Origin of the sequence: Rickettsiales endosymbiont of Peranema trichophorum (assembly GCF_004210275.1) — a bacterium.
In the GTDB taxonomy this organism is placed as follows: domain Bacteria; phylum Pseudomonadota; class Alphaproteobacteria; order Rickettsiales; family Midichloriaceae; genus RICK02.
This window is the reverse complement of record NZ_SCFA01000073.1, coordinates 1-22,667: the sequence shown is the minus strand read 5'-3', so window position 1 is coordinate 22,667 and position 22,667 is coordinate 1. Positions and strand designations below refer to the sequence as shown.

General features: G+C 40.9%; 19 protein-coding genes, 2 tRNA genes and 1 other RNA gene. 13 read left to right on the top strand and 9 right to left on the bottom strand.

From position 1 onward, the window contains the following. Positions 1-111 precede the first annotated feature (111 nt). The gene (locus EDM53_RS03750; RefSeq protein WP_130122339.1) at positions 112-1,266 is read right to left on the bottom strand and encodes a glycosyltransferase family 4 protein; all 1,155 of its coding nucleotides are present in this window, start codon (positions 1,264-1,266) and stop codon (positions 112-114) included. 15 nt (positions 1,267-1,281) lie between these two features. Then, complete coding sequence (locus tag EDM53_RS03745; RefSeq protein WP_165379624.1) at positions 1,282-2,697, bottom strand: Do family serine endopeptidase; 1,416 nt, start codon at positions 2,695-2,697, stop codon at positions 1,282-1,284. 158 nt (positions 2,698-2,855) lie between these two features. Between EDM53_RS03745 and EDM53_RS03740 the strand changes: the two genes are divergently transcribed. Beyond that, a complete protein-coding gene (locus EDM53_RS03740; protein WP_130122337.1) occupies positions 2,856-4,964 on the top strand; it encodes an ATP-dependent DNA helicase RecG in 2,109 nt (702 codons plus the stop codon). 12 nt (positions 4,965-4,976) lie between these two features. On the opposite strand, the gene EDM53_RS03735 is transcribed toward EDM53_RS03740, so the two are convergent. After that, positions 4,977-5,951 (bottom strand): LD-carboxypeptidase, encoded by a 975-nt coding sequence (locus EDM53_RS03735; RefSeq protein WP_130122336.1) that lies wholly within the window; start codon positions 5,949-5,951, stop codon positions 4,977-4,979. 109 nt (positions 5,952-6,060) lie between these two features. On the opposite strand from EDM53_RS03735, the gene ffs reads away from it, so the two are divergent. After that, an RNA gene (gene ffs, locus EDM53_RS03730) (signal recognition particle sRNA small type) lies at positions 6,061-6,153 on the top strand. On the opposite strand, the gene EDM53_RS03725 is transcribed toward ffs, so the two are convergent. Beyond that, positions 6,139-7,026 carry a DMT family transporter gene (locus tag EDM53_RS03725; RefSeq protein WP_130122335.1) on the bottom strand — a complete coding sequence of 296 codons (888 nt, stop codon included), beginning with the start codon at positions 7,024-7,026 and terminating at the stop codon, positions 6,139-6,141. The two genes, ffs and EDM53_RS03725, sit on opposite strands and share 15 nt — an antisense overlap. Positions 7,027-7,615: 589 nt before the next feature. On the opposite strand from EDM53_RS03725, the gene EDM53_RS03720 reads away from it, so the two are divergent. The 9 genes from EDM53_RS03720 to EDM53_RS03680 all read left to right on the top strand — a co-directional run bounded on the left by EDM53_RS03720 (position 7,616) and on the right by EDM53_RS03680 (position 13,895). Further along, positions 7,616-7,701 (top strand) — tRNA-Tyr (locus EDM53_RS03720). A 101-nt stretch (positions 7,702-7,802) separates the two neighbouring features. Further along, positions 7,803-8,345: a CDP-diacylglycerol--glycerol-3-phosphate 3-phosphatidyltransferase gene (gene pgsA, locus EDM53_RS03715; RefSeq protein ID WP_130122345.1), complete on the top strand. Its 543-nt coding sequence runs from the start codon at positions 7,803-7,805 to the stop codon at positions 8,343-8,345. Between the two features lie 160 nt (positions 8,346-8,505). Further along, positions 8,506-8,582, top strand: a tRNA-His gene (locus EDM53_RS03710). Positions 8,583-9,189: 607 nt separating this feature from the next. Then, the gene (locus tag EDM53_RS03705; RefSeq protein ID WP_130122334.1) at positions 9,190-10,080 is read left to right on the top strand and encodes a hypothetical protein; all 891 of its coding nucleotides are present in this window, start codon (positions 9,190-9,192) and stop codon (positions 10,078-10,080) included. A 162-nt stretch (positions 10,081-10,242) separates the two neighbouring features. Beyond that, on the top strand, positions 10,243-10,680 hold the full coding sequence (locus EDM53_RS03700) for a hypothetical protein (RefSeq protein ID WP_130122333.1): 438 nt from the start codon (positions 10,243-10,245) through the stop codon (positions 10,678-10,680). Positions 10,681-11,015: 335 nt separating this feature from the next. After that, positions 11,016-11,330, top strand: a complete 315-nt coding sequence (locus EDM53_RS03695) for a YerC/YecD family TrpR-related protein (RefSeq protein ID WP_130122332.1) — start codon at positions 11,016-11,018, stop codon at positions 11,328-11,330. Positions 11,331-11,364: 34 nt separating this feature from the next. Continuing rightward, a complete protein-coding gene (locus EDM53_RS03690; RefSeq protein ID WP_207215467.1) occupies positions 11,365-12,315 on the top strand; it encodes an ABC transporter substrate-binding protein in 951 nt (316 codons plus the stop codon). Beyond that, complete coding sequence (locus EDM53_RS03685; protein ID WP_207215466.1) at positions 12,302-13,153, top strand: ABC transporter permease; 852 nt, start codon at positions 12,302-12,304, stop codon at positions 13,151-13,153. The genes EDM53_RS03690 and EDM53_RS03685 overlap by 14 nt, the downstream gene beginning before the upstream one ends. Further along, a complete protein-coding gene (locus EDM53_RS03680; RefSeq protein WP_130122329.1) occupies positions 13,140-13,895 on the top strand; it encodes an ABC transporter ATP-binding protein in 756 nt (251 codons plus the stop codon). Before EDM53_RS03685 ends, EDM53_RS03680 begins: the two co-directional genes overlap by 14 nt. Positions 13,896-13,920: 25 nt before the next feature. Here EDM53_RS03680 and lpdA read toward each other — a convergent pair whose 3' ends face one another. The 5 genes from lpdA to EDM53_RS03655 form a co-directional block, all read right to left on the bottom strand. After that, positions 13,921-15,330 (bottom strand): dihydrolipoyl dehydrogenase, encoded by a 1,410-nt coding sequence (lpdA, locus tag EDM53_RS03675; protein WP_130122328.1) that lies wholly within the window; start codon positions 15,328-15,330, stop codon positions 13,921-13,923. 36 nt (positions 15,331-15,366) lie between these two features. After that, positions 15,367-16,593: a pyruvate dehydrogenase complex dihydrolipoamide acetyltransferase gene (locus tag EDM53_RS03670; RefSeq protein WP_130122327.1), complete on the bottom strand. Its 1,227-nt coding sequence runs from the start codon at positions 16,591-16,593 to the stop codon at positions 15,367-15,369. Between the two features lie 121 nt (positions 16,594-16,714). After that, positions 16,715-16,933 carry a hypothetical protein gene (locus EDM53_RS03665; protein WP_130122326.1) on the bottom strand — a complete coding sequence of 73 codons (219 nt, stop codon included), beginning with the start codon at positions 16,931-16,933 and terminating at the stop codon, positions 16,715-16,717. Positions 16,934-17,147: 214 nt separating this feature from the next. After that, positions 17,148-19,871: a sodium:solute symporter family transporter gene (locus EDM53_RS03660; RefSeq protein ID WP_130122325.1), complete on the bottom strand. Its 2,724-nt coding sequence runs from the start codon at positions 19,869-19,871 to the stop codon at positions 17,148-17,150. A gap of 126 nt (positions 19,872-19,997) precedes the next feature. Beyond that, positions 19,998-21,974: an MFS transporter gene (locus tag EDM53_RS03655; protein ID WP_130122324.1), complete on the bottom strand. Its 1,977-nt coding sequence runs from the start codon at positions 21,972-21,974 to the stop codon at positions 19,998-20,000. Positions 21,975-22,041: 67 nt separating this feature from the next. On the opposite strand from EDM53_RS03655, the gene EDM53_RS06200 reads away from it, so the two are divergent. Together EDM53_RS06200 and EDM53_RS03650 are read left to right on the top strand one after the other, a co-directional pair. Then, on the top strand, positions 22,042-22,200 hold the full coding sequence (locus tag EDM53_RS06200) for a hypothetical protein (RefSeq protein WP_165379623.1): 159 nt from the start codon (positions 22,042-22,044) through the stop codon (positions 22,198-22,200). Positions 22,201-22,476: 276 nt separating this feature from the next. After that, the coding region (locus EDM53_RS03650; protein ID WP_130122323.1) for a hypothetical protein at positions 22,477-22,667 on the top strand (191 nt) is incomplete at its 3' end.

The following is a 22,667-nucleotide window of genomic DNA, read 5'->3' as shown; positions in this document are numbered from 1 at the left end:
AGTGATGCTCCTAAAAAGTACGTTACCAGTGGAGTCGGCAACATGAAACACAGTATATCGAACCAAGTGTATTAGACCAATAGGGAAAAGCAGCAATGATACAAAAAGAGACTACTGATGTATCCCTGTATAGACATCTAGTGTTTTTCTAGACATGCTTTCTAGTGAATATTGTAGCTTCACATTCTCCATAGCAACGCGGCCTATTTCGAGAGGTTGTTTTGGGTTTAGTAGAAGTGCTTCATGAAGAATAGAGGCTGCTGCTAAGGGGTCATTAACAGGGATGTGAAATCCGGATGTGCCATGATGTATAGCATCTTCAGTGACTCCGCCTAGTGTTGTTGCTACAACTACCTTACCCATTGCCTGTCCCTCTATGATTGTTCGACCGAAGGCTTCAGGTTTTATGGATGGTACCATCACTATGTCTGCAACCATGTACAGTGCTGGCATGTCTTTGATAGCTGTGGTCACGATTTTGACCCGGTGTTCAAGGTGGTATGAGCGTAGAGCGTCTTTAATTTCTGATACGTACGTATTGTGATCTCCAAGTGCATCTCCTACCATTATGCAGGTCCAATCTATGTTATTTGTGTGACGTTTTTGTAGAATTGATAACATATCAAGCAAGTACAAGTGTCCCTTGAGCCTAGTGAACCTTCCAGGTAGCAGTATAACTTTACTTTGATTGTTACAAATGCCGATTTTGTTGTGAATATCCAGTATTCTTTCTTGACTGACGTTTTGAGGGTTAAAATACTTGATATCCACACCTCTGTTGATTAGTACAAGTTTCCTACTGTTGACGCTGTAGTTTTGAACAACGTAGTTAAGAATGAATTTGGAGACTACAATTGTTTTGATTCCTTTGAGCATTACAGCGTTGTACAACTTTTTGAATCTATTTGAGACTCCATACGCACCATGAACAGTTGTTACAAATGGAACGCCTGTGATTTTAGATGCAAAGTAAGCACTCCAAGCGGGGGCTCTAGATCTGGCGTGAATGAGGTTGATGCTGTGTAGTTTAATTATTCTACAAATATGAAAGATGTTTAAGAATATGGACAAGGGATTTTTGAGGTGTAAGGGTAAAAGGACATGTACGCCACCATTGTTTCTGAGTTCATCTACGAGAGTTCCTCCGGATGATGCAACAAAGGCGACGTGACCATCCTCTACAAGAGCCTTTGCTATCTCTAATGTTCCACGTTCTACACCACCAGAGGATAATCGTGGAAGCACCTGCAAGACTCTTAGAGACATGTTGTATGGTTTTCTCTATTTGTTTTCTATAGAGTCAAGTTCTATAGAAACGAATCTTGTGTCACCATTTCTTGACATTACTAAGAGTGTGGCGTTTTGTTCTTTTTCTCTCTTTAGCTGTAGTACAACATTTTCAAAGTCTTGAACTGTTTTAATTTTTCTGTTGTTGACTTGCTGTATGACCTCGCCTACGACTATACCTACTTCAGCTGCGGGAGAGTTTCTACTGATCGATACTATTAAAACACCTGTTGTAATATTCTCTAGCCTGTATTTTTTTGCATTGTCCTTGTTGATATTTACCAGCTCCATTCCCAATATGTTGTTGTTGGCAATGTTTGGGGAAGTGGCAGACTCCTCAGGGCCACTACATTCACGATTTTTCTTACAATTTCCTATGACAGCAGATAGAGTCATCTCTTGCCTATTTCTGACGATCTGGATGTCGACTTTTTTGTTGATAGGTGTCGATGCAACGATCATAGGCAATCTATTGCTTGTAAGGACGTCTTTACCATCAAATTTTACAATTATATCGCCGACCTCTAGCTTAGCTATTTCTGCTGGACTTCCGGATACCACACTTGCTACAAGTGCGCCTTTTGCTTCTTTTAATCCCATGTTGTGTGCTATCTTTTGGTCTACAGGTTGTATCTTTACACCCAACCATCCCCTGACCATTTCGCCTTTTTGCTTGAGTTGTTCTATCACAAACTTGGCAGTGGAGGAAGGGATAGCGAAACCAACGCCAACGTTTCCGCCATTGGCGGTTACGATGAGTGTGCTTACTCCGATTACTTCGCCATTTAGATTGAACATTGGGCCGCCGGAGCTTCCAGTGTTAATGGGAGCATCTGTTTGTATATAATCTCCACCATGTTCGATGTCGAGATATCTGCCTTTTGTGGAGATAATACCTGCAGTTACTGTACCGCCGAGCCCGAATGGATTTCCAATTGCAATGACCCAATCACCAACTCTTGATTTTTCGGGATCTCCAAAGTCCACATATGGCAATGCTCTTCCTGCGTCGATTTTGAGCAATGCAAGATCGGTCATACGATCTTTACCGACGACTTTTGCTTTATAAGATGTGGTATTGTCATTGCCCAAGGTGACGTTGATTTCATCTGCTTCTGCAACGACGTGGTAGTTGGTGACTATATGTCCTTCCTTGTCTATTATAAAGCCTGATCCCAAGGAGTTTCTGCGACGCGATTTGCTTCTCATACCAAACTCTTTTTCTAGGCAATCAAACCATTCTAACAAGTTTTCTGGATGGCTATCACAAGAACTGGTGCTATCTTGCTTTTTCTGTAGATTTTGTGTGCTGGACACATTTACAACAGCTGGGCTGACCTTTTCTACTATATCTGCGAAACCTTGCAATGGTTGTTGAGCAAGGCAGTAGGTGTCATTGAAGATGAGCATTACAAAAAGGGAAACTGCTATAGGTCTGAAAATTGAACGGGTAAGGTGCGAAAATTTAAGGACAGCAGTGTGAAGCATACTAATCTTGATTTATAATTGCTTTAACATAGTTTATATCAAACTTTGGTTACTTTAAAAAGATTTATTTCTGGATATTAATGCACGGAGATTCACTACACATTAGTTCATCGTCTATATGTTATTTATCTTCTGATATTGGTGATATCAGCGGGATTGGTTTAAAAACTGCGCAAGCTTATAAAAGGCTTGGATGTATTACTGTGAGGGATTTATTGCTTCACCTACCATACTCTACAATAGACAGAAGGGACAATTCGCCTCTTTACAGCATTAAGACTTCACAGATAACCACTCAGCTTGTTTGTATCAGGGATATCAAGATTCCTAACTACAAGTATTCTAAAAAGCGAAATACACCTTATGTTATTACGTGTGATAACAGCACGGGAAGGCTTTTATTATTGTATTTTAACATTGGGAGCGAGTATTTAAAAAAGCTACTGTATGTTGGAAACAGGATTGTGGTAAGTGGAAAAATTGAACTGGTGGGAGGTAATTTACAAATGGTTCATCCAGATGTCGTGACGAGCTCTAAAACGTTAGCTGAGGTGAGGATAATTGAGCCACTTTACAGAAGTACTTACGGGCTGACAAATTCTCAAATCAGGTCTACGATCGCAAGAGCGATTAGAAACGTAGGGAAGTTGCCGGAGTGGATACCGCATCACATTATGAGCCGATATAGCTGGGTGACGTGGTTAGAATCTATTCGAAAGGCTCATTTTCCGGATAATGTAAAGGAGACGGAATGGAGTTTATACAGGGATAGATTAGCGTTTGACGAATTGTTTGCTCAGCAATTGACACTACAACTTATTCGACAGGGGCAAAAGAAGCACTATAAAACACCGCTGTGTTTTTGCGGTGTACTTTTAAATAGGTTGCTGAGAATACTACCATTTGAGCTGACTGAAGATCAGAAAAGTATCATACTGGATATTGCTGCAGAACAATTATCGAAAGAGCGTGTGATGCGGTTGGTACTGGGGGATGTTGGGTGTGGCAAGACGATAATTGCAGTTTGTGCGATGCTTAACGCTATAGAAGCAGGGAAGCAGGCTGTTTTAATGGCGCCTACGGCAGTTTTAGCAAGGCAGCACTTTTTAAAGATTCAAGCTTTATGTCAAGCAATGAAAGTGACGTGTGGAATATTAATAAGCGACATGCCGCAAGGTGAATCGCGTGAGGTGAGAAAGCAAATAAAGGAAGGAAGTATTAATTTAATTATTGGTACTCATGCATTATTTCAAAATGCGGTAGTCTTTCAAAATTTGGGGCTGGTGATTATAGATGAGCAGCATAGATTTGGTGTTGAGCAACGACTAGCCCTACTACAGAAAAGCAATGCGGCTGACTTTCTTATGATGTCTGCAACACCTATACCGAGGACTTTATGTATGGTCAACTATGGTGACTTGGATCTATCTATAGTTAAGGAGAAGCCTAAGAGTAGGGCTACAGTACACACTAAGGTTATAGCGGACGATAAAGTTGATGAGGTTATGTACAAACTGAAACACGCTATGGAAAACGGTGACAAAGTTTATTGGATTTGTCCGTTGGTAGAGGAATCGGAAAAGCTTGATCTCATGAACATCAAAGAGAGATTTGGTATACTGAACGGACTATTTCCAAATGTTGTAGGTGTGGTACATGGGCAGATGCCATCGGCGGAGAGGGATAAGGCGATGTTAGATTTTTTGAATGGCGCTACGAGGATTTTAGTTGCGACAAGTATAATAGAAGTGGGAATAGACGTTAGTGACGCAACGATTATGATCATTGAGCATGCTGAGAGGTTTGGGTTATCGCAGCTGCATCAGTTGCGTGGGAGAATTGGAAGGGGGAGTGCCACTTCGTATTGTATACTTTTGTATAAGAAGCCACTATCGAATATAGCTAGTGAAAGGCTTGGGATAGTACGAAATTCAAACAGCGGATTTGAGATAGCTGCGGAAGATTTGAAGATACGTGGAGGAGGGGATATTTTAGGTATCAAGCAAAGCGGTGTGCCGGAATTTAAGGTATGCGATATTGTTCAACACCAGCATCTTGTGGAACAGGCGCATCGGAGTGCAAGGAGTGCAGTTGCTATTGATCCGCAGTTGGAGTTACCGGAGCATCGCAGCTTGAAGGTTTTGATAGACTTATACAGCACGATGAGCAGTGAGTTATACACGACTTAGCATGGATGCTTTTTAAGAGCAATCTATTAGCAGTTCTCCACTAGCTATTTTAGCTTTTGTACCAAAGATGAGTGGGTAGTTTTTATAACCATGACCAAACTGATCTGAGGCATAGACTGGAATATCTATTTTGTCTGCAAACTTTTTGATGACAAATTCAACGAATTCATCACCATTTTGAAATGTTCCAAAGAGGATAGCTTTTATATCTTCTAGCAGACCTGCTTGTATCAGGTGGTTCAAGCTACGATCTAGGGCATAGCCTTTGATTCCTACATCTTCAATGAAAACTATTTTGTCTTTTGTATCAATTTGCCAAATAGTACCGATACTATTTGTTATTAGCTCAAGATTTCCACCTATTAGAGAGGCATTGATGACGGCGTTTTTAGCATTTTTGTTGAGTGGTTTAATGTTTTGATATCGCAATTTTTTTCTTTTACCGAGCATTACATCCTTTAAGATCACAAAGTTCATTGGGTCCTTATCTTTGGTGTATAGTAACTCGTTTAGGTTTGCTCCATGTATGCTTTTTAGCCCATGCTTATTAACGAACAAATGCAGTGCAGTAATATCGCTATACCCTATTATCACTTTGTTGTTTGGGAGATCTGAGGGGCTCAAGTATGGTATGAGTTTGGCGCTACCGTAACCACCTCTGAGGGCCCATATATATTTTTGATGATCATGTAGAGCTGCTATAAGGTCTGAAGCTCTGTTGTCATCGGTATTACTATGGAACGGTGAGGCTCCAAGAACATTTAAAAGAGGTGACATTTTTAGGTCTTTATATGCACTTAGCTTCTCCACCACTTGATTTTCACAACCTGATGCAGGTGCAACAACGCTGACCTTCAAGGCACCATTTGCTGACAATAAAAATTGTTTGGTTGGCCTGGAACTGCAAATACCATCCTGTTTGACTGTGACCAGGCAGATAGGGAACAGGAGCAGAAGAGCATAGATTTTTAGAGTGATACGAGACATTAAGATCTGTATGGTTTATCAGCATCGAGGGTTTTATAGCACTTGGTATGTGCTGTATCAACTACAAAATATTTACTAGCAATTTATGCAGCAAATGTCGTATGATGTAGACGGTGACTGAAGGCGATTAGATCTGCCAATCTGGTCAGGACCGAAAGGAAGCAGCCACAGTAGATTCTGTTGGGTTTCAGTCACTTTTGCTTTCGAGGAGATGTTTTTTATACTCTCTTGTTGTTATAAAGTAGCCGCTCATCACTATCAAGAATGAGCCGACCGCTACGTTTGCTCCTAAGATTTCTCCAAAACATGTGTATGAGATAATTGAAGTAAACACGAGGCGTGTGAAGTCGAAAGGCATAAGTACTGTGACGTCGGTGTACTGATAAGCTCTTGCAATACAAAGCTGTGCTAACTTTGAACAAATAGCTATTAGTAGAAGTAGTAATAGCTGTTGGGCAGATGGAATGTAGGATGAAATAAAAAGCCATGGGAGTGATATAAGTGTGACTACACCTGTTCCATATATTACAATTGTATGTGGATCCTGGCGTTGTGTTAATTTTTTGACTACAATTGTGCTACAAGACCAAAATATGCATGCGACGAGCAAAAGAGCATCATATATTGTGATGCCTTCAATAGGGGGCATTAGTATAATGTAGGCTCCCACTAAACTTACGAGCAGGCTGATAGGTTGCCAGATTTCAGGTCTTTCATGAAGTATCAGGGAGGCGATGATTGAGGAAAAGATAGGTGTACAAAAGCTTAGTGCCACGGCTTTATTAATGGGTAGGTGTGATATTGCAACAAACCAGACGAGTGCGCCGATGAAGCTTAGAACTCCTGCCATCAGATTCAATTTAGTGAATGGGGGCCAAGAGATTGCATTGGAGTATTTTCTGGTTGTGAGCAAAAGGAGTAGACCTAATAAATCTTTGTAAAATATCATGGTTACAGGATGGATATTGTTGCTCAGATGTTTGGCGACCATATTGCTAATGCTGTAGAGACAACAAAACGCTATCATATATGCAATACCGTTGAGTCTGCGGGGAGTCTTGAGAGTTTTGAGCATGTTTTATTGAATTACAGTGTTTTTTTGTTGAATTATATCAATTTTTGGAAATGAATACGCTAAAAGATGTTGGCTGAGACTCTAGGGGGTTGAGGTGTTCCCTATTGCTTAGCTGCTGACATCATGTGATTTTATCATTATTTCAAGTTTTTTCTGTGATTATTTTTGAAATTGAGTATTACAGGAAAAGTAACGACTGGACAATATGGGATATAAGCTTTTAAATCAATTGTAATTATTAGACCTCTTGCCTAACTCATTCTGAGTGGTTATTTTGTCGTCAGAATTTGTCTGCGCTCCTCACATATATAGGATATGCTGCGGTGCTCACCTGCATTTTTCCTAAAAATTCCTCACTCATTTATGAGTTATGCAAGAGGTCTATTGTACGAATTTTTGACGTAAAAGTGGACTTAGTTGGAGTGTTTTTAATTACTAAAAACAGGCGTTGCTAGCAAATTAAAAGTTGCAAGATCAACAAATTCGGTATAGACAACATAGGAGCTAAAAAGCTTAGTTAAACTACACCAAATAAAACAAAAACCTGGGGATAGGTCTTAAATTTTTGGTTATGTTTGGTTTGTATATTGGAAGGGTGGCCGAGTGGTCAATGGCAGCAGACTGTAAATCTGCCCGCGCGAGCGTTCGTAGGTTCAAATCCTACCCCTTCCACCAACTTGCCTCAATATTTTAAAATGTTATGTCAAACCGGAAATCCTGTATCAAGATCTTTTTGGGATTGGTAAGGGTATGTGAGTGAATCGCAGATACATAGAATGGAAATGAACAAGATACCAAATTTGTTGACATTATTTCGTATATTGCTGATACCGACCCTGATATTTTCTTTTTATCTCAAGGGGGAGTTGTCTAGCTATGTAGCGGTGGCGATATTTGTTTTTGCAAGTATCACGGATTTTTTTGATGGGTACATAGCGAGAAGAATGTCGACGCAGTCGGAGTTGGGCAGGATGTTGGATCCAATTGCTGACAAGTTGCTGATAGCATCTACGCTGATGATGCTTGTACACTTTCAAAAGGCTCCTGTGATACCGAGTATAGCGATTTTATGTAGAGAGATACTGGTCTCTGGTTTACGTGAGCACTTAGCGGAGATACGGATTTTAATACCTGTCAGTAGCCTTGCCAAGATTAAGACGGCTGCTCAAATGGCTGCTATTATTATTTTGTTATTAGGCGAGGATGTATTTCATATTCCTTACATTAACATTTTTGGGCAGGGGATGTTATGGATTGCTGCGATTCTGACTTTAATCACTGGATATGTTTATTGTAAGGAAGGGATCAAGCATATTTAACAGATCATTGGCAGATATTAGAAGTTGAGGGGCCAATGTTTATTGGTGGACGTGTGAAGGCGAAGGAAATTAACATGGGCTGGTTGAGAATATGATTTGATTTTTTTTGTATTACATATATTCTAGTTCACGTGTAGACCCAAAAGGTCTTATCATGATGGCGGGCGTAGCTCAGTTGGTTAGAGCGCAAGATTGTGGTCCTTGAGGTCGCGGATTCAATTTCCGTCGCTCGCCCCATACAACATCTACTATTGACATTCAGCTCGTTATAGACCGGAACGAGGCGACGGCTGACATTCACTTCATTTATATGATCCCAAAATTACCTATTCCTCACTCATTTATGAGTTATGCAAGAGGTCTAATGATTCAAAACGGATTTTGTGAAACTCGGCTCTGCGCATGTATTTCAATACGCTTACGCAGGCTCATCCTCAAATCCATTTGCCTGATTTAATCTGAAATTTGGTATTACATTGATTCTGCAGATTATTGCGATAATATTAAATTTTCTATTCATTCCACTCCATTAGTTGTCACAAAGCTATTAATACTGTATAATTTATGGCGTGTTTATTTTTTTTGATAACTAAAAATGCTCAATAATTGCTTACAGTTTTTAGCAATCCAGGCACTCAGGTATGTGAGCATTTTTGCACGTCCATATGCACGGACTAAGTCGACATGGCATTAGCCTTGGCGTGGCTGTATCAGATAATTATCACATCAAATCTTAAATCACAGAAAACAACCTGATGGAACTGCAAGGACTTGCGATGTTTTTGCATGCCAGTGGGTTATTTCTCAATATTTTCAACGTATAAACTATATAAAGGTAATAAAAATGAACGATAGTGATTTTAGTACTTCAAATTTTAATACGATAGAACCAGAAGCGAGTGAATCTGGCATATCATACTTTTTTAATAAACACTTGATTCCTAGCGCGAGTGATGCGCTCCGCCTGGATCTGCCAACTAATATAGTGATACCACTGGTGTTCTTATTGACTCCAATGGGGGGGCCAATTGTCCCTAGTGCGTTGATAACAGGGGCTATTGCAAAAACAGCTATAGCTACGGCAGTATACACTTATAGAGGGATTTGCAATCAATACTGGGGCCAATCTCTTAAGGACAGTATAGGGGATATAGGGCGTGCATTTGTATGTGGTGCTCCTGCGGGTTTTGTGAAGTATACATCAAATAAAATGGTAGATCGAGCGGTGACTGGTTTATTTGTTGGTACTCAGAATGCTGTGGTGAATGGTGCTGTAGATGTGCAGAATGCTGTGGTGAATGGTGCTGTAGATGTGCAGAATGGGGTTGGTGCTATCATCAAGAAGTTTATGCATCCTGGTGGAGTAGGTGCAATCAATAACTTTTTGTATGAATACTACAATAACAGCTCTTTTTATGGTCCTCTTGCTAAAGTGACAGTAGTAGAGACATCTGATGGTATTACATCGTACTTGGTCAAGATGGTTGATGGTTCTGGGGGGGCACATGATATATATGGCAATTTCATAGCTGGCTTGACAATGGGAAGTATCGCTACAGTGAATATTTGGTTAGAGCAATATTCTAGAGGTGCGATTGATGTTTATACACATTTTAAGGACGGTGCTGATGTTTGCAGAGTACAGACGATATATATCGGTATAGAGGAAACTTGTGGTATAGAGCAAACCAATGAGTCAAACTTGGAGCCTGTATTTGTGAGCATGGCATCATAGTTACGTCAAAAACTTAGCGGCCTGAGGTTTTAATGTATATACAGGCAGCTAAGTTTTTAATTAACATCTTTGTAATAATTCATGTTGCCTTTTTGTAGAACAGATATTTATGATGTTATTTATGTAATTTGTACTAAATAACAAAATAAAGGGGGTTTTATAATGCGCGACAGAAATACCAAGAGATATCACTTAGAGGATCAAAGAGAGCTGCATGATGTAGTAATGAAGTACATGAAGCCGCTTATTGAATTGATCAAAAAAGCTGCGGAGATAGGTGTATGGGAAGGTCTGGATGGTGCGGCTCAGTACCTTTTAGGTACGCGTATGGAGGCGTTGAAGCAATACGGGAAGGATTACCACAACAAAGCTTTAGCTATATGTTTTGAATCGATTGTGGAGAGTACAAAAGCCAAGCAGAACTGGCACGTACTTAAGAAGTTTACGGAAACAAACATAGATTTTGTTTTGACGATGGCTGAGGATAATCCAAGTGCCTTTATAGACGAAGAGATCAGGCAATATTGTCTTAGTGCGATGAACACGAGGCGTCAGAAGCAATTTTTGCAATTGGTAGAGGATCAAAGAATAACGGAATAATAGATACTGTAATTGCGTGATACCAATTCTCATATTTAATCTGAAACTTGGTATCATTTTCCCGCACCTCTCTTTTGTCGTTTCTGCTCCCCTTTTGTCCTTCCCGCTCTTCCTTTTGTCCTTCCCGGCAAAAGCGGGAGTCCCTTTGCCTTTGCGAACAACTTCACAGACAACTTTTGCGCGAATTCTTTTCATTTCAATTAATTCATTGAAGTGCAAAATTTGACGGAAGATTGATTGTAGAAATCTGATCAAACTTTCCGGCATCAAAAGTATTGACCCCAAAGTATATTGTGCTAGTATGATGATACACTAGCACAAGTTAAACATCAGTTATGAGCACCGAAAGCTACAAGAGCGTGTATGAATTATGTGAAGCCTTGTTATTATTGGAGACAAGGGATGAGGCATTCAATTTTTTAAAAGATCTATGTACGCCACAAGAACTTAATAGCCTTGCTGAAAGATGGAGGGTGTGTAAGCTCTTGAATGGTGGTGAATTTTCATACCGTCAAATTCATCAAATGACTGGTGCGAGTCTTACAACGATATCCAGAGTGGCTAGATTTTTAAAAGATGAACCATACAGCGGTTATATTACTCTACTGGGGAAAGTAAATAAGAAGAGTGTGAAAGAAAGGAATGATTAGAATTTTAGGACTATTATTGACATTTATTTTTTCTGTGTCTTGTGAAGCAAATGAAATTGGAGCTTCTAGAGTCACAAGAATCTTCGTCACACAGTTTGTTCAACACCCAGCTCTTGATATGACTGTTAAGGGGATTGTAGATGGTTTGAACCAACATGGTTACGAGATGAATAAAAATTTGCTATTGCGTAGAGAGTCTGCGCAGGGTAGTTCTGTTCTTGCATCACAGATCGCTACTAAGTTTGTGAGTCAAGAGCCTGATCTTGTTGTAGCGCTTGGCACAGTGTCTGCGCAAAGTTTTGGAAAGTACGCAAGGGATGGGAAGATCAAGTTAGTATTTAGCTCAATTACAGATCCACTAAAATCTGGGCTTGTTGATAGTATGAGCAGACCGGGGCGGAGTACTGCTGGTGTATCTAATTTCGTACCATTAGAACCGCAGCTTGAGCTATTTAAGCGACTTCAGCCTAACTTACGAAAATTGGGATTTATATACAATCCTAGCGAGTTAAATTCGACCAGTTTGTTGAAGTCTCTACAGATTTTGTCTCCGCAGTTTAATTTGGTAGTAGTACCACAGGCTGCAAACAAGACATCTGATATACCACAGTCAACAATGAAGCTAATAAAACACGTGGACGCGATTTTTATAAGCAATGACAACACGGCTCTCTCTGCTTTGGGTGGTATCATTAAAATAGCAAACGCACACAAAAAGCCGGTATATGTAAGTGATACAGATGCTGTAGCGAATGGTGCGCTAGCTGCTTTAGGACCAAATCAATATAAGATAGGATTACAAACAGCAGAGTTGATCGTCGATATTTTGAAAGGAGGAGAGTTAGGCCACATTCCGGTCCAATCTCCAGATGGTGTGGAGCTGTATTTAAACGAAGATGTAGCTGTGATGATGGGCATTCAAATACCAGACGATCTAAGGGGCAATGCAGTGAAGATCATCAGAGGCGGTGATGAGCGTCAGTGAAATAGCTATGAGCTTGGAGATTGGATTGATATACGGTATCATCGCCATTGGTATTTACTTGACGTTTCGAGTTATTGACTTCCCAGATCTCACATGCGATGGAAGCTTTGCATTGGGTGGAGCTGTAACAAGCGTTTTGATCGTTTATGGATATCCTCCATTTTTTACCCTTGTTATCGCAATGTTTGCTGGTGGAATTGCTGGAAGCGTCAGTGGAGTACTCTATAGCTACTGCAGAGTAACGGACTTGTTGGCTGGAATTTTAGTTAGCTTTATGTTGTACTCTGTCAATATTCACGTTATGGGTGGTACTCCAAACATTTCGCTTCTCGATTTTAAAACGATATTTACGGACACAGATAGTGTACAAGCGCTATTACTTCTCGCCACTGTTATTTGTATAGGTGTGACCTACATACTGTATACGGATTTTGGGTTGGCTCTGAGAAGTATGGGACAAAATAGACTACTTGCGCATCATTCTGGCATCAGCGTAAAGAAGATGATTATACTAGGCCTTGCCTTAAGCAATGGGTTGATTGCTCTTGGGGGCGCCTTGTTTGCGCAACATCAATGCTTTGCAGATGTTGGAGGGGGCGTTGGTACAGTCATCGTAGGTTTAGCTTCTGTAATGATAGGAGAGAGGTTATTTGTATATCGCGGTGTTTTTGTGGGAGTTGTAAGCTGCATTGCTGGTTCCATTTTGTATAGAATAGTGATTAGTCTCTGTCTGCATAGTGATGTACTGGGATTGCAGACACAGGATCTAAATCTTGTAACAGGAATCATGGTTGTAGCTATAATGTATATGCCAAGGAGGGTGCGTGCTGGTTCTTGATAACATCGATGTAACTTTGGGCAAAGGAACAAAGTTGGAGCGTCCAATTTTAAAGGAACTAAATCTAAAAGTAGACACCGGAGACTTTGTGGTCGTCATAGGGTCCAACGGGTCGGGCAAATCAACGATGCTTAAGGTGATCTCTGGGCTGATCAAGCCAGATAAAGGGAGAGTTCTGATAAATAGGCAAGACATGACGTGTATGCCTCAAATACAGAGGAGCGCACTTGTATCAAGCGTTATGCAAGATCCGAGAGTTGGTACTATTGAAAACATGACGATATTTGAAAACATGGCTTTTGCTTTTAAAAGGGGGCAGGGACGTGGGTTATATCCTTTTTACAGCGCAAGTAGAAGGCAATTTTTCAAAGACAAGCTAAGTGTTTTAAATATGGGATTGGAGGAGCGCATGGACGAAACCGTAGGCAACTTATCAGGAGGACAAAGGCAAGCATTAAGTTTAATAATGGCCTTGCTTGTAGACAGCAAAATACTGTTACTTGACGAAGTGAACGCTGCTCTTGATCCTGGCATGAGTCAAATGATAATGGAGCTCATGCATAAAGTGATCACTGATCAACAGCGAACATGCATAATGATCACGCACAACATGGGTCATGCTATCGCATATGGTAACAGGCTGGTGTTATTGAAAAATGGAAATTTCCAGAGGGAGTACAGTGCGGCTGAGAAGGAAAGGATGACTCAGGCATCTTTATCCGCACACTTTGAGGAAATTTAAGCTTTGAGGAAATTTAAGCGACAAGTTATTGATGTATACCTTTTCCGTATGCGTTGAGAGCTGCCTCATGTATCGCTTCTGAGATCGTAGGATGAGGGAATACCGTATTTATAATATCCAATTCAGTTCCTTCCATATTGATGACTAGCGACAGACCCTGTATCATTTCGCTTGTTTCTGCTCCAATCATATGTGCTCCCACCAGCTCTCCTGTATCTTCTGCAAAAATCAGTTTTACTAAGCCTTCCGGCTCTCCTATTGCAACTGCTTTACCATTTCCTGAAAGGTATGCCTTGCCGATTTTAATCTCTTTATGTTCTACTCTAGCCTGCTCTTCTGTCAGACCTATACTGGCAATTTGAGGGTGGCAATATATAGCACGTGGAATGCTTCTCGGTTTAATCACGCGCGGGCGTGTTATACCTGCGATACTCTCAATACAAAGCACAGCATCATAACTTGCCTTGTGGGCCAACCATGGTGGGGATGTGACGTCCCCTATCGCATATATCTTCTGTTCTGCGGTCTGTAGGTATTTGTTTGTTTTGATGCAACCACGTTCTACCACTACATTGGTATGCTCTAATCCTATGTGTTCTATGTTTGGCACTACACCTACTGCAGAAATTAATCGATCCGCTTTGATTGTGACGGCACCACTAGGTGTATCGCAAAATATATCAAGCCCCTCTTTACGTTTTTCAACATATTTCAAGCCAGTGTCTGTCATGACCTTGACACCACGTGCGTTCAGTGCTTGACGTGCAAGTGCAGCGATTTCAGCATCCTCGTTGACAAGAATTCTATTTTGCATCTCTATGATCGTGACATCTACACCAAGCATGCTATAGAAGCTTGCAAACTCTACTCCTATTGCTCCACTTCCCATTATTGCAATAGATTTAGGGAGCTTGTCTGGTATCATGGCCTCCTTATAGCTCCAAATGAGATTGCCATCTGGCTCTATGCCTTTCATGATCCTTGAAGTTGCACCGGTCGCAATTATGAGATGCTTTGAGCAAACTTCAACATCCCCTTCTTGTGTTGCGACTGTGATGTTTTTGGCAGGGTTAATTTTGCCATACCCCTTTATGATCTTGACATTGTGCTTGTCAAGCAGATGCGCTATGCCAGTATTGAACTTTGCTATGACATCTCTTGTTCTTTTTACCATCTGTTGTACATCAATTGACACTTTTTGGACGGATATACCGAAATCTGATGCATTTTGTATGCAATGATGGACTTCTGATGATTTTAGCAGCGCCTTAGTAGGGATACAGCCCCAATTGAGACATGTACCTCCCAGTGCTTCTTTCTCGACAACAACTGTTTTGAAACCAAGCTGAGCGGCTCTGATGGCGGCAACGTAGCCTCCTGGACCTGAGCCCAGGATAGCGATATCATACTGATGGTCAAGAGGCGGGTTTGTCATAAGGTGTAGCAATATTTGTCTAAATCTGTGTTAAACTTATGTTAGCATTAAAGCGGGATTTTCTACAAATTCTTTAAATTTACACAGAAAGCGTGCTGCTAGAACGCCATCTACTATTCTGTGATCACAAGAAAGCGACACAGACATGATGTGTGCAATATCTATTTGTCCTTTAGTTGCTATTACCCTTTCCTCTGCAGCTCCAGTTGCCAAGATCGCTGACTGTGGAAGGTTAATGATAGCATGAAAGTTTTTAATTCCAAACATACCGAGGTTTGTGACTGTAAAGCTGCCACCTTGAAACTCATCGGCTCTTAATGAACCACTTCTTGCTTTACGGGCTAATTCCTTTACTTCATTAGACAGGGATGACAGTGACTTTTGATCTGCATTTTTGATGATTGGTGTAATAAGGCCTTCCTCTAGGCTTACAGCGACTGCGACATCAACTGTGGTGTTGTATGTGATTACGTCTCCTCCAAAAGATGCATTGACTTCTGGAAAAGCCTTTAATGCCATAGCGGCGCACTTAATGATGATGTCGTTGATAGAAATTTTGTGGTGAGGCTGTCCTTCCACGGGCTTTATAGATGAATTTATTTGATCCTTAAGCGCTAAGAGGTTCCTTAAGTTGCAATCCACGTCTAGGTAAAAGTGTGGGACGGTTTGTTTAGATTCAGTGAGTCGTTGTGATATGACTCTGCGCATCTGAGAGAGAGGCTGTGACTTAGGTTGCAGGAGCTCTTTTGAAGGGCTGCTTGACAAATTTGTTTTAGCCTCCAGTACGTCTGCCTGAATTATTCTACCATGTGGCCCTGAGCCCTTGAGTGACTTTAAATCGATTCCTTCGAGTGCGGCTACTTTCTTAGCAAGTGGACTTGCATAGATTTGCGGTGGAAGGACATCGTCTACTTCATGTGACCTTACAATCTTTGTGTCAGTATTTGTGGTGTCTATTACTGACGGTATTGTTGGTGATACTGCTTTAGTGGTGAAATCTATGATATTAGCTTGTTCTTCACCTTCTTCAAGCAGTAGAGCGATGATCTGATTTACTTTCACGTTTTGGGTTGGGGCTTCGACTATAATTTTTGCAAGGATTCCTTCATCGACGGATTCGACTTCCATGATCGCCTTATCTGTTTCGATTTCTGCGATCACATCTCCAGGGCGTACATGGTCACCTTCTTTTTTTAACCACTTCACAAGATGTCCCTGGGTCATAGTAGGGGATAAAGCGGGCATCAGTATTTCGATAGGCATTATTGTTGTTATTTATTTAATTTACGTATTAGTACTGTATAAGGCTTTAACATCGGTTGTGCAATACAATAATCGTGAAAATAGGAATTTGCATTAACCAATTGTAGAGTGCATCTATAAGCTACATAGCGCTATGGTATGTGGTTTTGCCATTCTCTCTCCTTTTGCCATTCCGGCATCTTCCTGTATCGCTCCCATTCCCTCTTTTGTCATGCTCACTCTCCTCTTTTGTTGCTCTATGCACCTCTCCTTTGTCATCGCCGCTCCCTTCTTTTGGCACTCTCTCTCCTTTTGCCATTCCGGTATCTTCGTGTGTCGCTCCCGCTCCCTTTTTTCTCATGCCCGCTCCCCTCTTTTGTCATGCCCGCAAAAACTGGCATCCATTTGTCTTTCCTGACACTGCTACTAAATCAGATAGTTCGACAGTTTAATGTACGTTCTTCGCTTCATTCCTATTAGATGCATTTCCTCGCTACTAGGAAGTGATCGGTCGCAGTGGACTGCTTCAGTACTGTCAGGCCTACAACTCCCACTGATGTGGCAATATTGTCTTTTTAGACAACATTGATGGAAAGAGGAGGGAACGAAAGAACAAATATTGTGTATTGACCGACTTCAGAGCTGCAATGTATTGAACCGCCTAGGCATTCCATGATCTCTTTACAGTAAGCGAGACCTAGTCCTGTTCCGTCTCTTTCTTGGGTGTAGAGAGTATCAAAGATATAAGGCAGTTGTTCTTTTGGAATTCCCTTGCCGTAGTCTTTGATACGGACCTTATAGTTTGTGATACTGATTTCTATCGGTATATCTTGTCCTGCGTATCTTAGGCTATTGTTGAGTATGTTTAAAAAGACGTGCTTGACGAGAAAACGGGAGCCTGAGAACTGAAAGTCATTTGTTGTGATAATTTCTATTCTATCAAGTGCGTCTGGGTTAAACTTATAATTTTCCAAAACGTCCAAGATACAAGCTCTGATTGAGTGTATGCCGATGTCGCTTGGTTTTTCTCCACGAGCTTTTGAGAGGAACATATCGAGAGTATTGCTGCCTCTTTTTAGGACATCGTACATGTTATTGGTAATATCCTGGAGCTGGTCAAAATCTTTTTCAGTATCCTTACATTTTTTCTCTCTAATGTTATTAATGACGATGCTGAGTAATTCAAGGCCTGACTGTATAGAGAAGATTGGGTTACGAAGTTCATGTGCTAGTTTTGCGGTTAATATTTGCTGTTCGCCCATAGATATTTCCTGAAGGTGTTTAAAGTAAGAAAAGATCAGGAAAGCGACGGCTGGTATAGCAAATATTGGAACGGAAGGGAAGGACAAAGGAGGCCATGGGGCGATTGGAGGTAAGACGAATGAGAGTGGGATTGCGACGAGGAAAGCAAGGAGATTTAAAAACAAAAATGAGGCATAATCAAGAAACACGGACATTAGGAACATACACATCACGTAATGGAGGGCCCAGAACATGGTGCCACCGGATATGAGGAGTATGGTAATGGAGGAAAGAGGGAGTGCAACGAAGGTTAAAAGATACCAAGACAGTGATAGGAAATGTTCACGCAATACTTGCAACCAATACTCTCGAAGGCATATCAGAAGGCCGAGCATGATGTAGAGTATGTAGAGAGGGATTAGGTATGAGCCCTGACTGATCAAAGTGAGGGATGTGTCCATAATGAGTGGTAGGGCGCAGCAAAGCATCAAACCGAGGCTTGAGAGTTCAAATTGTGATTTGAAGCGTTTGGTACGGTGTGTGGTAGAATCCAGGATTTTGGATGGGGAGAGTTGTGATGCTGAGGAGATTAGACGGAATAGAATATTAGGTTTTTTGGCTTGGAATTTTTGTTCTTCTGCTATTTGTTTAAGCATTGCATCGCGACGAGGCATTTTTACTCCGATTAGAAGCTGTATGTAGTGTGCACCAAACAAGCCAACTCCGCTTCCTACAAGCCCTGCTACACAACTTATTGTGTCAAACTGTTGATCTAAGTACGCTGCATAACCTGTAAATGCTATACCTATGCAGGCTCCAGATATGTATGAGATATGAGTCGTTCTAAATTTTAAAAAGCCAGCAGCAACGGGCACTAAAACCAATGGATCCCAGAAGTTGTTGACTGTCCATATGATGTCTAAAATGTCTTGATCCATCCATACTGTAACGATCGCCAAAGTCCCCATTAGCAATGTTGCGATTCTCGCTATTAACAGCTCTGTTTTATCCTTCATTGTTGGAAACATCCTTTTGCATATGTCGTGTGCGAGCAGTACAGATGTTGTATTGAGCCAGGAATCTGCTGTAGACATGATGACTGCTACCATTGCGGCTATCATCAGTCCTTTGACTCCGTATGCAAGGTGATTATCAACAAATGTAATGAACACGGAATCTCCATAGAGGCCGGTTTGTTGAGTTGCCATCATTAATCCAATCAGGCACATAGTGATAACTATAGGGAAAGATAGGAATAACACAATTTTCACAGCTTTCCTTATCTGTACAGGATCGCCTGACATTAAGAATCTCTGCATGTATGTACCACTGGTCTCTGGTATGATCATAAATATGATCATACTAATGAAGAGGTACAAATTGTGTCCGCTTAGATCTAATGTGGTATGACTCTCTGGCAGTTTTTTCCAAACTTCAGAAATTCCGCCCATATCATTCAACGCCCAAAAGCAGGTTAATGGTATTGTGACGTAGAATATTGCGAATTGGAGAGCATCTGTTAGTGTTACTGCCCTAATGCCACCTAGTGCAGAGTAAACGGTAAGCACTCCAATTCCTAATACTGCTCCAAGTACTTTATCTATGTCCAAAAAGTAGTGTAGCATCAAACCTACTGCAATTGCTTGGACACCCACAGTACATATGGATAAAACTACAGAACAGAAATTAGTTGCCCATCTTCCGGTTTCACCGTATAACTCGTACATTATATCGCTTATGGATATACATCCTTTGAACTGCGATACATCGGAGAAGATAATAGAGATTGACAGCCAAAACAGTGGGGAGAAAAGTGATACTATGACAAAAAACAGCCCCATGGAGTAGATTTTTGAGGCTACGCCCATTGTTGCTCCTGCGCCAATATCTGTAGCGAATATTGTACACACGAGAATGCAGGTGCCAATTTTACCAGTTCCTAGGGTATACTCTCTAATGTTGTTGATTTTTTTGGATCTCCAAAGTGCAACCACCAGACAGCTGACGAAATAGAAGCCTATAACGCACAGGTCCAAAATCCCTATTTTTCCGAGCATATTTTATTGACTAATACTTTAGACAAACATATTGTGGAGGAATATAACGCATGGAGTCTTTTGTAAAGAAATATGTCGATTATGTTACAAAATATTTTATGGGAAAGGACTATGTTGTGGGGTGTGTTAACACAGCACGTTGAACTTTGCTTCTAACCTGAACGTTTTCCCGATGTTAAGTTTATCGGTAACATAGTTTACTAACATCATAAAATGGTTTCTTGTCTCCAGCTTTAATGCCTTTGCTTTTTCTTCATTGTGGCAATCTACAGTGTACATGTTGTGGAGCCTGTCTAGCTGCTTGATGAGGAGTGCTTCTGTGTCTCTGGCTTCATACATGTTCTTTAACGATTCTTGAACACTGATCTTGTGTTTCTTGCCACCTTCGTATCTTACTCTTGTCAATCTGTAGACTATTTCTGATATACGTTCGTTAAACTCTCTTTGGATCAACTCTAAGGTGCAGGTACTGTCTTCCACAACGTCGTGTAATATTGCTGCAATTATTATATCCGTTTTGACTACATAATCTGCGGTTAGTTCTGCTACCATGAGTGGATGGGTGTAAAATGGTTCCCCTGTTTTTCTGAGCTGACCTGAATGCCATTTTTTAGCAAAAACGATAGCTTTCTCTATCAGTTGTATGTTGAGGCTTTTTCCTGTTTCTTTCATGGTCAGGACTAATTTCTTGAGTAGCCTATCACTGGAATCGCACTTGACTGCGTACTCTTTATAGTCTTCGCTGTTTTCAAATTCCATATTCACGTTGTATAAACCTGTGTCCAATTGTTCGTGTGGAGTGGGGTAGTTATCATACCTACCTGATCCCTTTTCTTGTTGTTTGATGTACCACAAACTCCACAAAAAGCCTAAAATCATTGGGATATAAACTACAACGACTGCGTAGTGACCTATGTATTTGGTTAAACCTATCAGGCTGAAAGACACTGATGTATATGCGATCGCTGCGGACACTCCAAAGGTTGTAGCTAGTACTGTAAACCTTTTTGCGACTGGGAAGTACTTAAAGCAGACGGTTTCTGGACCGAATAGTGGTAGCACTGGCAGGTACATTAAAAACTGTAAGAGGGTTAGAGAGCTCCGACTGTTTATATGATTTAACCATAGTGGTATAAATGGCAAGAGGAGGATAAACAATAGCAAATATTTTTCTGCTATTTTGATAGGATGCCACCGTTTAACGAATGTGAGGGTAGCGAGCATTCCAAGAACAGTGAGTAGGCTAACTATCATGTTTTGGTTGATCACCTGCTGTGGGGTCATTCCAAGCGACTGCTTCATGAGCTCGCCCATGTGTATGAAGGATATGCAAAAACAGCCAGGGCCTATGAATCTTATCAAGCAGTATGCAAGTACCATTTTATAATCCACAGTTTCTTTAAACACAGGTGACTTTTCCATTGTATCATTAGGGTTCTCCTGTATTGCCATTTTTATTTTCATTCTGCGTTTAAAATCTACAAACTCTGGAGTCTCTCTGAGCCGCATTCTTGCAAACACTCCGCACACTGCTATGACTGCTCCCATCCAAAATGCTATGCGCCAATTCAGATGTACACTCACTGCCAAAGATGATACTACTAATGCACATAGTCCACCAGCTCTGGTGATTGTTTCGATAACACCATTCCAGAGGTACCGTGAGCTGAGATTGTTTATCATTTCTGTTAGGTACAGCCTTGCTCCGATTACCTCACCCAAAGATGATATGCCCTGTACCATTCTGCACAAGATGACGACGGCTGTTGCTGTGATACCGATTTCGGCATATGTACCGATACTAGCCATTACGATGCAGGATATAGCCATCAAGCTGGTTGTTATGATGATAGTAGATCTTCTGCCTACTTGATCGCCTATCCATCCTATTAACAATCCTCCCACGGGTCTTAGAAGGAAGGTAGAGCAGAGTGTGAATGCTCCCAATAATTGTGCGACCAAGGGATCGGTACGAGGAAAAAACAGCTCATTTAATAGGACTGCCATATGTACATACAGCATAAGGTCGAAGTACTCCAAGAAGGTTCCGATGCCTAATAATAGAATGGTTTCCTTTTGTCCTCTTGTTAGTGTTTTGTCCATATTTTTGTTGTATCAAATAGTGTTAATTTGTCGCGGTGGTTATGCACAACAGTTTTAAAGGAGTATAGTGTACTTAATTTTTGATGAGAAGATAAAGCCCGTGGGAGTTGATAGAGTGTACGGAGCTTGTTGTCAAGATTTTTCAAAGGAGCAAAAGCGATTTGCATTGATTAAGGTGAGGCTGGGAGGGCGTTTGCAGTATGGGATGGAGCGTCTTGGGTTTTAGGGGAGGCGTATTATTGGTGTATGGAGATTTTTACTGGTCATGCATATCGATATGGCAGTAGTAGCTAATGAAAATTTCCCCAGTAACTTGACACATTTTCTGAAAAGAAGTGCGCGCTGATATGTTGGCCTCTGGAGGCCAGGAAACACCGTAGACGATTTATTGTGCTTAGGGGGGTGTTGGAAGTATGTACTAACCATACCAAAAATCCCTAATGACAGTCTTCCAAAAGTATACTACAATATCTGTAAAAGCCCATAAACTGGTAGGTTTAGAATGGAGACAACAGAAGAGAAACAATACGAGCACATACCAAGTGATATAGAAAGCTACAGAGGCAAGCTGATAAGCTTTGATTTTGCCATAAAGTACTTGCTAAGAGACAAGGGTAACTATGACATCATAGAGGGATTCATCTCTGCTTTACTAAAAGAGCAAGGGCATGAACCTGTCAAAATAGTTGGACT

What these genes read in the sequence shown, in the direction of transcription:
- EDM53_RS03695 (WP_130122332.1), top strand. Translation starts at nt 11,016, where the DNA reads ATGAGCACCGAAAGCTACAAGAGCGTGTATGAATTATGTGAAGCCTTG.
- EDM53_RS03685 (WP_207215466.1), top strand. Translation starts at nt 12,302, where the DNA reads ATGAGCGTCAGTGAAATAGCTATGAGCTTGGAGATTGGATTGATATAC.
- pgsA (WP_130122345.1), top strand. Translation starts at nt 7,803, where the DNA reads ATGGAAATGAACAAGATACCAAATTTGTTGACATTATTTCGTATATTG.
- EDM53_RS03735 (WP_130122336.1), bottom strand. Translation starts at nt 5,951, where the DNA reads ATGTCTCGTATCACTCTAAAAATCTATGCTCTTCTGCTCCTGTTCCCT.
- EDM53_RS03655 (WP_130122324.1), bottom strand. Translation starts at nt 21,974, where the DNA reads ATGGACAAAACACTAACAAGAGGACAAAAGGAAACCATTCTATTATTA.
- EDM53_RS03740 (WP_130122337.1), top strand. Translation starts at nt 2,856, where the DNA reads ATGCACGGAGATTCACTACACATTAGTTCATCGTCTATATGTTATTTA.
- EDM53_RS03725 (WP_130122335.1), bottom strand. Translation starts at nt 7,026, where the DNA reads ATGCTCAAAACTCTCAAGACTCCCCGCAGACTCAACGGTATTGCATAT.
- EDM53_RS03700 (WP_130122333.1), top strand. Translation starts at nt 10,243, where the DNA reads ATGCGCGACAGAAATACCAAGAGATATCACTTAGAGGATCAAAGAGAG.
- EDM53_RS03745 (WP_165379624.1), bottom strand. Translation starts at nt 2,697, where the DNA reads ATGCTCATCTTCAATGACACCTACTGCCTTGCTCAACAACCATTGCAA.
- EDM53_RS03750 (WP_130122339.1), bottom strand. Translation starts at nt 1,266, where the DNA reads ATGTCTCTAAGAGTCTTGCAGGTGCTTCCACGATTATCCTCTGGTGGT.
- EDM53_RS03665 (WP_130122326.1), bottom strand. Translation starts at nt 16,933, where the DNA reads ATGAGAAAAAAGGGAGCGGGAGCGACACACGAAGATACCGGAATGGCA.
- EDM53_RS03705 (WP_130122334.1), top strand. Translation starts at nt 9,190, where the DNA reads ATGAACGATAGTGATTTTAGTACTTCAAATTTTAATACGATAGAACCA.
- EDM53_RS03660 (WP_130122325.1), bottom strand. Translation starts at nt 19,871, where the DNA reads ATGCTCGGAAAAATAGGGATTTTGGACCTGTGCGTTATAGGCTTCTAT.
- lpdA (WP_130122328.1), bottom strand. Translation starts at nt 15,330, where the DNA reads ATGACAAACCCGCCTCTTGACCATCAGTATGATATCGCTATCCTGGGC.
- EDM53_RS03670 (WP_130122327.1), bottom strand. Translation starts at nt 16,593, where the DNA reads ATGCCTATCGAAATACTGATGCCCGCTTTATCCCCTACTATGACCCAG.